This is a genomic window from Streptomyces sp. NPDC006872, assembly GCF_040635845.1.
In the GTDB taxonomy this organism is placed as follows: Bacteria; Actinomycetota; Actinomycetes; order Streptomycetales; family Streptomycetaceae; genus Streptomyces.
The window spans coordinates 134,456-148,721 of sequence record NZ_JBEYIL010000013.1; the positions used below are offsets into that span (position 1 = coordinate 134,456).

Sequence of the window (14,266 nt, forward strand, 5' to 3'; positions counted from 1 at the left end):
CAGGTCAGCCGGGGAACTCCCCGTCCACGTACACCCAGGCCCCGTCCACCCGCTCGAAGCTGCTGCGCTCGTGCAGCGCCCCGCCCCGGTAGGACGCCCGGAACTCCACGACCCCCCTCGGGTGGAACGTGCTCCCGTCGACCGTGGCGAGGATCTCCAGCCCCGTCCACCGCATCCCCGGATCGAGCTCCAGCCGCTCCGGCCGGGTCCGCGGATGCCAGGTCCGCAGCAGATATCCCGCATCGCCCTTCACGAACGCGCAGTAGCGCGAGCGCATCAGGGCCTCGGCGGTGGGGGCGGCGTCACCGCCCGCGTGAAACCGTCCGCAGCAGGCCTCGTAGGCCGCGGGCAGTCCGCAGGGGCAACCGGCCCCGGCGGCGGCGGAGGTGCGCTGGAGCGGGCGAGCGGTACGTCGAGCCATGGGCCCCATTGTGCCCCGTGAGGGGCGCGGGGAACTGCGCGGTCACCGCTGTCACAGCGGAGCGTCACGCCGACTCCGCGCCCGCGCTGCGGACCGGCGTCAGGACCGGCAGCGGAGGCAGGGCCGTGCCGTACACCCAGGCGTCGAACAGGTCGTCCAGCGGTTCCGGGGCGAAGCGGGCCGCGTGGGCGACGAACGTCGACGTCGTCACCGATCCGCCCCGGTGCAGCCCGAGCCAGGCCCGCAGCATACGGAAGAACGCCTCGTCGCCCAGCGCGCAGCGCAGCGCGTGGACGGTGAGGCCGCCACGCTCGTAGAGCCGGTCGTCGAACATCGACTTGCGGCCCGGGTCGGCCAGCCGCAGGTCCTGCGGCCGCGAGGACACCAACCGGTGGGCGACGGCGGCGAGCTGCTGCGCGCTGCGGCCGCCCGACCGCTCCGACCACAGCCACTCCGCGTACTTCGCGAACCCCTCGTTGAGCCAGATGTGCCGCCAGTCGGCGATGGACACGCTGTTGCCGAACCACTGGTGCGCCAGCTCGTGCGCCACGAGCCGCTCCGAACCCCGCGCCCCGTCCACATGGTTGACGCCGAACAGCGACAACCCCTGTGCCTCGACGGGGACATCGAGCTCCTCGTCCGCCACCACCACCGCGTACTCGTCGAACGGGTAGGGCCCGAAGAGCTGTTGGAAGAGATGCATCATCCCCGGCTGCCGTGCGAAGTCCCGGGAGAACTCCGCCAGCAGGTGCCCCGGAATGTGCCCGTGCTGCGGGATGCCGCCGAGCCCCGGATCGCCCAGCAGGACGGTCTGGTACTTGCCGATCGACAGGCCGACCAGATAGCTCGACGTCGGCGCCGACTGCTCGTACACCCAGGTCGTCGTCGAGGCCTTGGTGGTCCGCGTCAGCATCCGGCCGCCGGCCACCACGGAGTACGCCGACGGCACCGTGATCGATATCAGGTACGACGCCTTGTCCGCGGGCCGGTCGTTGCACGGGTACCAGGACGGCGCTCCGACGGGCTGGCTCGCCACCAGCGCCCCGTCGCCCAGCTCCTCCCAGCCGAGACCGCCCCACGGGCTGCTCACCGGCTTCGGGTTGCCCGACCAGTGCACCTCCACGGTGAAGGCGGCCCCGGCGCGGATCGGCTTGGCGGGACGGATCCGCAGCCGCCCGCCGCGGTGGGTGTAGTGCGTCTGCCGGCCGTCCACCCGAACCCGGCCGATCTTGAAGTCGGCCAGGTTCAGCTGGAACTCGCTCAGCGGCGAACGCCCCGCGATCGCGTTGATCCGCGCCGCGCCCGACAGCCGGTTCGGACCGGGCCGGTAGTCCAGCGTGAGCTCGTAGCGGTGCACCCGGTACCGGGAGTCACCGTTGGCCGGGAAGTACGGATCCGGCCCGACCGTCTGCTGAACTGCCACTACCCCGTCCGCTCCCTGACCTGTGCTCGAACCACCCGCCGCCGGGCCCCGCCTGCTGTTCCGCCCGCCGGCTCCCCGCGGCCCGCTCAGGGACGCCATGCCTCGATCGGGTTGCCGAGCCAGCGGGTGTCGTCCGGGACGGACTCCGCGGCCATGACGAGCGACGCGGGGCCCAGGGTCGTACGGGCCCCGATCGTGCTGCCGGGCAGCACGATCCCGCCAGGGCCCAACGTTGCGCCCTCACGGAGGACCACAGTATCCGTCCGCAAGATCCGGTCGTGGAAGAGGTGAGTCTGGAGCACACAGCCCCGGTTGACCGTGGCCCCGTCCCCCAGTGTCACCAGATCCGACTCCGGCAGCCAATAGCTCTCCGCCCACACGCCCACGCCGATCCGCGCGCCGAGCGCCCGCAGCCACGCCGTCATCACCGGCGTGCCCGGCACGGCGCCCGCCAGCCACGGCACCGCGACCACCTCGACGAACGTGTCCGCCAGCTCGTTGCGCCACACGAACCCGCTCCACAGCGGGTGCTCACCGCTGCGGTGCCGGCCCACGAGCAGCCACTTGGCCACGACGGACAGCAGCGCCGCCGCGGCTCCGGCGCCGAGCAGCACCAGCCCGGACAGCAGCGGCGCCCAGGCGCCCAGCGCGCACAGCGCCGCCACCGTCAGCACGGCCAGCCCCGCCGAGCAGAACACCGGCACGATCCGGCACAGCTCCACCAGGGCGCGCGCCCACAGCAGCCGCGCGGGCGGCTCGTACGTCCGGCTCTGGTCGCCGTCGGTCGTGTTCCGCGGCAGCCGGACCGGCGGCAGCCCCAGATACGAGCTGCCCTTCTTCGCCTTCTTCGGCGTCGCCGACAGCACGCCCACCAGGCCGCCGTCCGGCACGCTGCGCCCCGGCGCGGTCATCCCCGAGTTGCCGAGGAAGGCCCGCCGTCCGATCTCCGCGCGCCCGATCCGCACCCAGCCGCCACCGAGCTCGTACGGCGCGGTCAGCGTGTCGTCGGCCAGGAACGCGCCCTCGCCGACCGTGGTCAGGCTGGGCAGCGCGAGGACCGTCGACACCTCGGCGCCCTTGCCGATCCGCATCCCGAGCAGCCGCAGCCACACCGGCGTGACCAGCCCGGCGTACAGCGGGAACAGGGTCTCGCGCGAGCGGTCCATCAGCTGCGTCACGGTCCAGGCCTGCCAGCCGATCCGGCTGTGCGTGGGATGCGTGCCCTCGCGCAGCCCGATGCTCAGCAGCCGTACGGTGATCAGCAGCACCACGGCGTACGCCAGCCCGAAGGCGAGCGTGGCCGGGACCAGGGCGAGCGCGGCGCCCCGAAGGGCCTCGCCGAGCCCGTCGCCGGACGCTACGAACAGGCTCGCCACCAGCAGCGCCGCCCCGGCCGCCAGCACCGGCAGCGAGGTCAGCGCGAAACCGGTCAGGCCGTACATCACCCGCCAGTACGTGCCCCGCGCCGGCCGCTCCTTGGGCCAGTTGCGCTTGGCCTTGCCCAGCTTGACCGCGGGCGCGCCCGCCCACCGCTGACCGGTGGGAATCTGCCCGGTGACCGCCGAACCGGGCGCCACCTCGGCCCGCTTGCCGACCCGCGCGCCCGGGAAGAGCATGCTGCGCGTGCCGACGACCGCGTGCGCGCCGACCTTGACCGGGCCGATCTCCAGCCGGTCGCCGTCCAGCCAGTGGCCGGACAGGTCCACCTCGGACTCGACGGCCGCGCCCCGGCCCAGCTTCAGCATGCCGGTCACCGGCGGCAGCGAGTGCAGGTCCACGTCCGGCCCGACCTTGGCGCCCAGGGCCCGCGCGTACCGCTCCAGCCAGGCTCCGGTCAGCGAGGTCGCCCCGATGAACTCGGCCAGCCGCTCCGCCGTCCACAGCCGCAGATGGACGCTGCCACCGCGCGGGTACCGGCCGGGCTGGACGTCGCGCAGCAGCAGCCGCGCCCCGCCCGCGGCGATCGCGAGCCGGCCGGGCGGGCTGAAGAGCAGCAGGAGCCCGGCCGCGATCAGCCACCAGGGGGCGGTCGGCAGCCAGGCGTATCCGGGCAGCAGGTTCCCGAACAGGGCCAGTGGCACGGTCCAGCGCACCCCGCGCAGCGTGAACAGCGGCAGGAGCAGCAGGAGCTGGATCGCCTTGGCGCGTGTCGGCACCGGGGCGATGACCCGGACCGAACCGTCGCCCTGCGCGGACTCCTCCAGGTGCCGGGCCAGCTTGCGCAGGGTGGGCTGCTGGTAGATGTCGAGGACGGCCGCGCTCGGGTAGCGGGTGCGCAGCCTCGTCGTCAGCTGGGCGGCGGCGAGACTGCTGCCGCCGATCGCGAAGAAGTCGTCGCGTGCACTGCCCACGGGGATGCCGAGGACCTCGGTCCACTGCTCCGCCAGCCACGCCTCGGTGCCGTAGAGCTGCTCGGCGGGGCCGGCCGTCTCCAGGCCCTCCAGGGGCCAGGGCAGCGCGTTGCGGTCGACCTTCCCGGACGTCCGCGTCGGCAGATCCTCGACGGGCGCGAGCAGCGGCACCAGGGCGGCGGGCAGCTCGGCGCGCAGCCGCTCCACGGCCGCCGCCTGGTCCCAGCCGTCCTGAGTGACGACGTACCCGACGAGGAGCTGGTTGCCGCTGCGCGCGGTCCGCACGGCGGCCGCGGCCCCCGCGACGCCCGGCAGCGCCTGCAGCGCCGCGTCCACCTCGCCCAGCTCGATCCGCCGCCCGCCGAGCTTGATCTGCTCGTCGGCCCGCCCGAGGAAGACGAGCCCCTCGGCGTCGGCGCGCACCAGGTCACCGCTGCGGTAGGCCCGCTCCCAGCCCAGCGACTCCAGCGGCGCGTACTTCTCCGCGTCCTTCTCGGCGTCGAGATACCGCGCCAGTCCGACCCCGCCGATCACCAGCTGACCGCTTGCGCCCATCGGCACGGGCTCCCCGGCCTCGTCCACCACGGCCAGCTCCCAGCCCCTGAGCGGCAGCCCGATCCGGATCGGCTCCTCGCCGGACATGAGGGAGGCGCAGGCGACGACGGTGGCCTCGGTCGGCCCGTACGTGTTCCAGACCTCCCGGCCCTCCGTCACCAGCCGCTGCACCAGCTCGGGCGGGCAGGCCTCGCCACCGAAGATCAGCAGCCGGACCTCGTTGAGGGCCTCGGGCTCCCAGAGCGCGGCCAGCGTCGGCACGGTCGAGACGACCGTGATCTCCTGCTCGACCAGCCAGGGCCCGAGGTCGGCGCCGCTCCTGACCTGCGACCGGGGCACGGGCACCAGACAGGCCCCGTACCGCCAGGCCAGCCACATCTCCTCGCAGGAGGCGTCGAAGGCCACCGAGAGACCGGCCATGACCCGGTCGCCGGGTCCGATCGGCTCCTCGGTGAGGAACAGAGCGGCCTCGGCGTCCACGAACGCGGCGGCGCTGCGGTGGCTCACGGCGACGCCCTTGGGCTTGCCGGTGGAGCCGGAGGTGAAGATGATCCAGGCGTCGTGCTCGGTGCCGGGCCGCCCGGCGGCGGCCGCGTCCGCGGAGCTGTCGTGGACGGTGATCTCGTGCCCGGCGCCCACGACGGCCCGTACGTCCGCCTCGCCGAACACCAGCTCGGCCCGCTCGTCGGGGTCCTCGGCGTCCACCGGGACGTAGGCCGCGCCGACGGCGAGGACGGCCAGGATCGCCACGTAGAGGTCGTTGGTGCCGGACGGCACGCGCACGCCCACCCGGTCGCCGAGTCCGACCCCGGCGGCGGCGAGCCGGCGCCGGAGGCGCTCCACCTCGACGGCCAGGGCCCGGTAGGTGAGGGGCGTGCTGCCGTCGTCCAGGGCGAGTTCGTCCGGGAACGATCGCACGGCCGCGTCGAAGATGTCGACGAGGGTGCGGGGAGAGGCGGCGGGGCCACCGGAGAAGCGTGCGGTGTCGCCGAGTTGTACGCGGATTTCTTCGTCGAGCAGGCCGAGAGCACTGCTCTCGTGAATGGCTGCCATCGGTCCTCGCGTCTCGATCCCGGAAGCCTCCGGGGCGCCGGCGGGCCCGCAGGTCTGCCTGGGGTTGTCCGGTCCAACGCCGTAACAAGCCGGAAATTTTAGTACGACGCTAGGCTCGCCCGCTCGGCCCGGCCACTCGGGTGGGCCGTCCGGGTGCCCGGACTTGATCATCGGCAACGCTCTGACCTGGGTGGTTCGCGAGCCCGCGAGACTTGCCCCACATCGATGGGAACAGCGTCCCAGTCGTCCAGATGTCCGTTTTGGCGTGCCCCCATCAGCCTACCTCGACCAGTGATCTCACGGCTCCTCGCTCCTGCCGCGGGGGAGCGAGCCCGGTCGGCAGGTCGTCTCTCTCGGGGGGGGGCGTGACGTGGTGAAAAAGGGATGACTTCGTGCGCCTGGGGCGCGCACTTCGCGGCATGCTCCCGCTCGAGCATCGCAATGTGTAAACGGCTACATCCAGCCCCTCCGGATTCCGGAATGCTGATGCCCATTCACGCAGGACGGGGGGCGATGCGGGTGGCGGGCAGTGCTATCTACAAGTTCTTGATGAGTGTGGACGTCCGGGGATCGGGGGGTCTGCCCGATGGCGCGAAACTGCGCATGCGCCGGGACGTCTACGAACTGACCGACAACGCCTTCCACGCCGTGGGGGTCGGCCCGGCGCTGATCCACCGGGAGGACCGGGGCGACGGCTTCATCGCCGCCCTCGACGCGAGGGTGCCGCCGGCCCGGCTGATCGGGTCCTGGCTGGCCGAGGTCCACCAGGGGCTGAGACCCCTGAACGAGGAGCGGAGCCGGCCGCTGGCCCTGCGGGTCGCCATGCACGTCGGCCCCGTGGCACAGGACGACAACGGCCTCGCCGGCGAGGCGATGGACCTGGTCTGCCGACTCGCCGACGCCGAGGCCACCCGCGCGGTGCTGGAGCGCTCCGGGCGGGACCTGGTCTGCGTGGTCACCGAGCGGCTGTACCAGGACGTGGTCAGGCACGGCGGCCGCTTCATCGAGCCCCCCGCCTACCGCGCGGCGCCCGTCACCCTCAAGGAGGGCCCGACGACCGCCTGGTTCCACATCCCGGGCGAGCCGCGCCCCGCGGTGCCGGGCGACGAGGGGTTCACGGGGAAGGGCGCCGAGGCCGACGCCGAAGCCGCGCCGTCCCGGGCGAGCAGGGCGCCGGAGCCCGACCGCACGGAGGGCGCGGGAGGTGCCGGAGGTGGTGTCGGAGGCGCGGGAGGCCGGTTCGACATCGACGTCGAGGGCGACAGCTATGTCGTCACCGACTCCGTACTGCACGGGCCGACGCACTTCGGGGGACGCGGAACCGGCGACGGAGCGGCCGGGTGAGCCCGGAGGGCCTCGCCGGGGCGCCGCCCGCGGACGTCGGCGCCGCGCAGCCGCCGCAGCCACCACCGCAGCCTGTCGACCGGAATCGGGACCGGAACCGGGGCGAGCGCGACCGGGGCGAGCGCGACCGGGTGTCCGGCGACCTCGAGGACAAGGGCGACGCCGAGGCCAAGGCCAAGGACAGAGCCGACGTCAAGGACAAGGCCGACGAGAAGGCCGACGACAAGGACGACGCCGCCGCCCAGCGGGCCCGGGCGGAGTGGGAGGAGAAGCAGCGGCGGGAGGGCGAGCGCTTCAGGGAGGCCATGCAGAGCCCCGTCGCGGCCGACGGCGCCACCGGCGGCTCCCGGGCCGTCAGCCGGTCCCGGTCCGAAGGGCGTGCCCGGTTCACCGTTCGCGGCAACAGCAGCGTGTTCGACCGCACCAGCTTCGGCCACGCCCACTTCGGCAACGTCTACCTGGGCGCGGGCGACGCCGGCTCCGCCGTCCTCGGCGAGGTGCCGGAGGACGAACTCGTCCGACTCAGCCGGAGCTACTGCGCTCCCGACGGTTACCAGGCGCTCAAGGAGGTGCTGCGCGAGCGCAGGGTGCTCGTCGTCGTGGCGCCGCCCGGCACCGGACGCCGGACCACCGCGCTGTGCCTGCTGGAGGAGCTGACCAGGGACGTCCGGCAGCAGGCCCGGAAGAAGCCGGCCGACGACGCCCACGAAGAGGCCGACGCCCCGGGCGAGGACGCCGACCTCGCCCCCGGTCGGGTGACCCGCCTGGACGGCTCGTCGCTGGACCACATCCTCCGCGACCCCGCCACCGTCGCCGCACGCGTGGCCCCCGGCGGCGGGTTCGTCCTCCAGCTGCCCGACACACCGGGCGACTGGACCGCGCCGAGCGAGGCGCATCTCGGCGCCCTGGCAGCGGCCCTGGCCCGGCGGGACGCGTACGCCGTGCTGGTCGCCTCCCCGTCCACCCCGGCCGGCGCCCTGCTGACCGGGCGCCACGCCCTGCGCTGCCCGGCGGCGCCCGCTGCCGAACTGCTCTCCTGGCACCTGCTGCGACGCCTCGCGGCCGTCGAGGCGGAAGCCGGCCCGGACGCCCTCGACAAGGGCGAGCGGATCCTGCGCCACCCGCTGCTGCGCCAGGCGCTAGGGATCGCGCTCGACGATCTCCGTCCCGCCGAGACCGACGCACTGGCGGCGCTGGTCGTACGGCACCTTCGCGGCGCACTGACCAGGGACCGACTCCTGGACCGCTGCGGCGAGGTGGTGCGCGCCCAGGTCCGGTCCTGGTTCGCCGGGGGCAGGGAGGCGGCGGCGACCGAGGAGGCGACCCACGCCCTGCTGCGGCAGGCCGCGTTCCGGGTGGCCCTGGCGGTCCTGGACGGCGAGGCCTTCAGCTCGGTCGCCGACGCGGCCGACCTGCTGGCCCGGGAGCTGCTGACCGCCCGGACGCCCGGCAAGGAGCCCGGACGTCCGGTCTTCGCCGAGGACTGGGACGGCCTCCTCGCCGCCGCCCGCGCCGAGTTCGGGAAGACCGAGGACGAGAGCCTGGCCGGAGTGCCGCTGCCGGTGCGCACCGTCCGCTACCAGGGGGACGCCTTCGCCGGCGCGGTCCTCGCCGAGGTGTGGCAGAGCCACCACGCGGCCCGCGCGCCCGTCGTCCGCTGGCTGCGCGCGCTCGCCGACGACCCCCGGCCGCAGGTCTGGGTCCGCGCCGCCCTGGTGGCCGGCGAACTGTGCACCGCCGACCCCGGGTACGGCTTCGTCGAACTGGTGGCCCCGCTCGCCTCCGCACGCTCCACCCGCAGGCGGTACGCCGCCGCCACCGCCCTGGACCAGGCCGCGCGCCGCGAGCCCTACCGGACGGCGGTCCGGGCCGTCGTCGAGGAGTGGGCGCACGCCGATGAGGCGGGCCTGCGCTGGACGGCCGCCCTGACCCTCGGCCACGGCCGGGTCGAGCCCGACACCCGCACCGCCGTGGAACTGCTCGGCCGCCTCGGCACCAGGGACGAGGGCAGGCACCTCCAGGTCGCCTCCTACGCCCTGGCCCGGCTGGCCGCGGGCAGCAGGGCCGCCGAGGCGCTGACGCTGCTGGGCGAATGGGCCGCCGAAGCCGCCGGAGACCGCCGTGACCTCGCCCTGCTGACCGGGGTACGGCTGTGCACCGCCGTCGGCGACGACTACTGGGAGCCCGAGAGCCCCGACGCGGACGGCGGTGACGGCGAACCCGCCGACCCGGAATCCCGGACAGAGCCCGCCGGTGAGGCCCGGACTCCTCGACGCCCGGGCCGGGTGGGTGCGGCGCCGTCGTCGGGCAGGGCGGCCCCGGCCGTCCGCCTTCCCGGTCTGTGGCGGACGGTCCCGGGCCGCCCGGCCGTGCCCCGGGCGGACGTCGCGGCCGTCGACGCGGAGCTGGGCCGACTGAGCGACTGGCCGCTGGTGCTCGCGATCGCCGTCACGGTGCCGGCGGCGGCCGGTCCGCTGGCCGGACTGCTCTGGCGGGTCTTCGACAGCCATCTCTCGGGCGAGCGCGCCCTCGACGGCCTGTCCTCGTGGCTGCGCGCGGCGGAACAGGACACGGCCCCGACAGCGGCCGCGGCGGCTACGGCGGCTACGGCGGTTGTGGCGGACGGGACGGACGTGGCAGGCGCGACGGACGGCGAACTGCTGCGTGCGCTCGTGTGGTTCCTCCCTCTCCTCGTCCGTGAGGAGCGGGACTGGCAGCGGCTCGGCTGGGTCCTGGAGGCGATGGCCGCCGACCCGGGAGAGCCGATGGACGAACGCTTCGTCGGCCATGTGCTCGACGCGGTGGGGGCAGGCCTGCGCGGCCGAGGAGAGGGACAGCAGTGAGCGACGAACCGCAGCCGGAGCCGGCCGGTCTACCGGACACCGTCACCGGGCCCTATCTGCGTGAACGGGTGTTGCAGGGAGCCAAGTTCCAGCACACGAGTGCCGAGATCGCCTCGATCGTCTACTACGACGGCGGCGGTTGCAGCCTGGTCACCTCGCAGGGCACGGAGCAGCTCGTGCCCCGGCGCTACTGGGCTCGTCCGGTCAGCGTCTGCGAGATAGCCCGCGGACGGCACACCACCGTCTTCACCGTCGACCTGCCGACGGCGAACGGGGCCACCTTCTTCCCGACGAAGGTCACCCTGCGTTGGGAGGTGACGGACTACCAACGGGTCGCCCATGTGCGTCTGGCCGGCATCGAGAGCGACCTGGGCCCGGAGATCGTCTCCCGGCTGCGGCAGGTCTCCGGCCTGTTCGCGGTGGAGGACGTGCAGCGGGCCAACCAGGCCATCCTGGCGGAGACCGAGACCGACCGCTGGGCCGACTTCGGGGCCGATGTGGGCCTGCACACCCGGCTGTTCGTCGAGGTGGACACCGACGAGATGCGCAAGCGCCAGGTCGCCGAGGCGCGTGAGGAGGCCGCGCAGCGGGACGCGGTGGCCCGCCGGCTGGAGGAGTTCGCCCATCTGCCGACGGGTTCGGCGGAGGGCCGGCTCACCTATCTGATGGCCATGGGCGACCGGGAGGACGTGGCCGACGTCATCGCCATGATGCGGGAGGACGAGGCCCAAGGCCGGCGCGAGACACAGGAGTTCTTCCTCCGCATGCTGGAACAGGGCCGGATCACCAGCCCCGAGCTGGAGGCGTTCCTGCGGACCAGGGTGCTCGCCTCACTGACCCAGGGCGGCTTCGCACCCCCCGCCGTGCCCGGCCCCGCGGTTCCCGGCCCCTTCGTGCCGCCGTCGAGGGAACTCCCGATGCCGCAGCCCCCGCCCGGCGCCCGCCGCGAGCCGGAGCCCGAGGACGCCCCGCCGTGGCCGAGGTCCGACCTGCCGGAGTTCCACGCCCCGGACCCGCACGAACCGCCGACGTACCGGCCGGAGCCTTACCACCCGGAGCCGCACCGCCCGGAGCCGTACCGTCCGGAGCCGCACCGGCCCGAGGCGTACGCCCCGGAGCCGTCCCCGCCGGACGGCGCCCGGCGGCGGCGACGCGACGACGACTACTGGAACGCCGCTGCGGAAGGGCCGGACGGCGATGGCCGGTGAGGGCGAGGCGCAGTTCGTGGCGGCGCGGCTGCTGGCGGTGATCCGGGAGGACGCGGGACGCGCCGACGCCAAGGCGTCCTTCCTGCTCACGCTGGTGATCGCGCTGCCCACACTGCTCGTGGGCATCACCGGGCTGCCGCACTGGCGTACGAACACCGCGCCGGTGCTGTTCGCCCTCGCGGTCGCCGGATGGCTGACCGGCGTCGGCGCGCTGGTCCACGCGGTCCTGCCGCGCAGCGGCACCCGGCGCAGCGGCCCGGGGCTCACCTACTACGCCGACGTCCTGGCCCTCCACCGGGACGACGGCATCGACGGGATCCGGGCGGAGGCGGCCCGGGCGGGCCGGGATCCGGTGGTCTGGCTGCTGACCCAGGCGGTCGACGTCAGCGCCATCCTCGCCGCGAAGTACCGGTGGATCCGGTGGGGGATCCTCTCGGCGCTCACCGGGCTGGTGTGCGCCACGGTCGGGTTGCTGGTCGGTTGATCAACCGGTCCGGGACAGGGTCCGGGACCGAGTCGGAAGGCGAAGTGGGGAACGTGGGGAACGTGGGGAACGTGGGGAACGTGGGGAATCCATCCAGCGGTGATGTCCGGTATGTGGGCAAATGTTCGAGGTCTTTTCGTGTAGGTCGCTCCACCGCACGTGCGCGTGCCCGGGCGGCGGCCGCGCTGATCACGGCGGCGCTGCTGATCGGCGCCGCCGGTCCGGCGCCCGGCTCCGCCGACGGGCGCCGGGCCGCCGCTCCGGCCGCGCCGGACCCGATCAACCTGGCCGTGGCGGTCGACGAGTCGAACAGCCTGAGCGCCGACGACGTGGAACGCGAACGGGACGCCGCGCAGCGCATCGCACTCGGCGAGATATCCACCGGCTCGCGGCTGACCGTGCTCGGCTTCGCCAGCGCCGACAACGACGCACAGCAGGCCGTCGACGAGGTGTGCCCGACCACCGCCCTGACCGAGGTGGCCCGCGAGAAGATCGCCGCCTGTGTCGGAAAGCTCGACCGGCGCGGCAAGGGCGAGGGCACCGGCACCGACTTCCCGGCCGCCGTCCGGCAGGGCATCGCCCGTCTCTCCGAGGGGTCGGTCACCGGCCCACGGATCCTCTTCCTGCTCACCGACGGCGTCCTGGACGTCTCGGACAGCCCCGCCTACGGCGCGGACGAGGAGAGCAGGAAGGCCAACGGCGAGCGGGAGCTCCAGCAGGCCCTCGCCGAGGCCAGGCAGGCCAGGGTGCAGATCTGGCCGCTCGGCTTCGGCTCGCCCGACCCGGACGCCCTGCGCGCCATGGCGGCCGGCGGCTACCAGGGCGCCTGCGTCGACCTGCCGCAGGCGAAGCCCGCCTCCCGGGTCGTCGAGGACTCCGCCGCGCTGGGCACGGCCGTCCAGAAGGCGTTCGCCAGCGCACGCTGTCTCATCTCCGATCCCACCCACGAGGACACTCCGCCGGCCACCTTCAAGCTGCGGATCTCACCGCTGGCCACCCTGGCCACCATCGTGGTGTCCAAGGGCGACCCGGCGGTCGAGGTGCGCATCCTGACCCCGGACGGCGAGGAGATCGACGGCACCCGCGACGACGGCGTGTCCTCCTACCGGCTCACCGGCGCCGACCAGGAAGTGGAGTCGCTGCGCATCGTCGCCCCGCGCCCCGGCACCTGGACGGTGGACCTGAGCGCGCCGGAGGGCCATCGCGACCAGCTGGCCAGCGTGGGCGTGCAGTGGCGCGGCGCGCTGCGCTCGTCGATCGTCATGACGCCCGCCTCCCCGCGCCCCGGCGAGCAGGCCACCGTCGGCCTCCAGCTCCAGACGTGGAACGACCGGCCGGTCAGCGACCCGGCCGACCTCGCGGCGCTGAAGGTCTCGGCCACCCTCGACGGCACCGGCTTCACCCCCCAGGGCGTGCCGCTCGCCGACGACGGGCGCGGCGAGGACGCACGCGCGGGCGACGGCCGGTTCACCGGCACGGTCACCGTCCCGCGGACGGCGAAGGACCGCCTGAAGGTGACCGGCGTGCTCACCGCCGTCGGACTCACCGCCGACCACCGGCCGTTCGTCACCGGAGTGGCCGGAGTCAACGCGCAGGTGCAGGCCCATCTCGGCGTCTCCGACGCCACCCTGCACCCGGGCGACAGCGTGCCGCTGACCCTCAAGGCGTCCGACGACTCCGCCACGGCACGCGTCCTGCACCTGATCCTGGAGGACAGTTCGCGCGGCGACCTCACCGTCACCCCGGCCCGCGTACGCCTCGAGCCGGGGCAGACCCGGACGGTGCGGGCCGAGGTGCGCGTCGGGACCGACGTAGGTCCCGGCCGGCTCTCGGCCAAGATCGTGGTGTACGACACCGGGCAGCCCGCACGGGTCCTGGACGCCCGGCTGCTGACCCTGCGGGTGACTCCGCCGCCGAGCTGGCCGCAGGAGCACCGGGTCCTGCTGCTGGCCCTCGGCCTGCTGCTGGCCGCCGCGACCGCCGCCACCGGCTGGCAGCTGCTCGAACGCAAACGCGTCCACAACGTGCGCGGACTGGTCCTCACCCTCCTCGTCCCGGACGAGGACGGACAGGGCGAACGGCCCGTCAGCACCATCCAGGTGCGGACGGACGGCCCCGAGTACCGCTTCGGCGTGGTCGCCGGCAGCGGCACCGACCCCCGGCTGGTGCCGGACCGGCAGGGCCGGTTCGCCGTACGGCGGGACGCCCAGCGCATGGCCCGGCTGCGGACCCCCGAGACCGCCGGCATCGCGGTCGCCTACGGCAGGACGGCGCCCCTCACCGGCGGGCTGCGGTTGAAGGTCGACTCGGCCCGCGGCCGCGTCCGGCGACCCACGCTCGGCGCCGGCCTGCGCCTGCCCCGCCCGGTGCTCCCGGGGCTCACCCGCGCCGACCGGCCCACCCGGCCCGGCCGCCCGGGCCGTACGACGCCGGGGCCACGCCAGGACGCGTCCGGGCAGGCCGGCGCGCGCACCGTCCACGACGACACCACCCGGGTGCCCGCCGCCGGAGCCGACGCCTACGACCCCGATCTGTGACCGGACGGCGGGGCCCGGACACCACCGCGGCCCCGCCGTCGCCCACA

Annotated in this window: 8 protein-coding genes; 5 read left to right on the forward strand and 3 right to left on the reverse strand. The window is 74.5% G+C overall.

What is annotated here, in order from left to right:
* Positions 1-4 precede the first annotated feature (4 nt).
* The 3 genes from ABZ725_RS33990 to ABZ725_RS34000 all read right to left on the reverse strand — a co-directional run bounded on the left by ABZ725_RS33990 (position 5) and on the right by ABZ725_RS34000 (position 5,803).
* Complete coding sequence (locus ABZ725_RS33990) at positions 5-421, reverse strand: YchJ family metal-binding protein (protein WP_358806324.1); 417 nt, start codon at positions 419-421, stop codon at positions 5-7.
* Between the two features lie 64 nt (positions 422-485).
* Positions 486-1,844 carry a M1 family metallopeptidase gene (locus ABZ725_RS33995; protein WP_358806325.1) on the reverse strand — a complete coding sequence of 453 codons (1,359 nt, stop codon included), beginning with the start codon at positions 1,842-1,844 and terminating at the stop codon, positions 486-488.
* A gap of 86 nt (positions 1,845-1,930) precedes the next feature.
* Positions 1,931-5,803, reverse strand: a complete 3,873-nt coding sequence (locus tag ABZ725_RS34000; protein ID WP_358806326.1) for a Pls/PosA family non-ribosomal peptide synthetase — start codon at positions 5,801-5,803, stop codon at positions 1,931-1,933.
* A 549-nt stretch (positions 5,804-6,352) separates the two neighbouring features.
* Here ABZ725_RS34000 and ABZ725_RS34005 point away from each other — a divergent pair.
* From ABZ725_RS34005 to ABZ725_RS34025, 5 genes are all read left to right on the forward strand, one after another.
* Positions 6,353-7,147, forward strand: coding sequence for a hypothetical protein (locus ABZ725_RS34005; protein ID WP_358806327.1), 795 nt, complete (start codon positions 6,353-6,355; stop codon positions 7,145-7,147).
* Positions 7,144-9,990 carry a hypothetical protein gene (locus ABZ725_RS34010; RefSeq protein WP_358806328.1) on the forward strand — a complete coding sequence of 949 codons (2,847 nt, stop codon included), beginning with the start codon at positions 7,144-7,146 and terminating at the stop codon, positions 9,988-9,990. Before ABZ725_RS34005 ends, ABZ725_RS34010 begins: the two co-directional genes overlap by 4 nt.
* Positions 9,987-11,198, forward strand: a complete 1,212-nt coding sequence (locus ABZ725_RS34015; protein ID WP_358806329.1) for a hypothetical protein — start codon at positions 9,987-9,989, stop codon at positions 11,196-11,198. The genes ABZ725_RS34010 and ABZ725_RS34015 overlap by 4 nt, the downstream gene beginning before the upstream one ends.
* A complete protein-coding gene (locus ABZ725_RS34020; protein ID WP_358806330.1) occupies positions 11,188-11,682 on the forward strand; it encodes a Pycsar system effector family protein in 495 nt (164 codons plus the stop codon). Before ABZ725_RS34015 ends, ABZ725_RS34020 begins: the two co-directional genes overlap by 11 nt.
* An 80-nt stretch (positions 11,683-11,762) precedes the next feature.
* Entirely contained in the window at positions 11,763-14,219 is a 2,457-nt protein-coding gene (locus tag ABZ725_RS34025) for a vWA domain-containing protein (protein WP_358806331.1), read from the forward strand.
* Positions 14,220-14,266 lie beyond the last annotated feature (47 nt).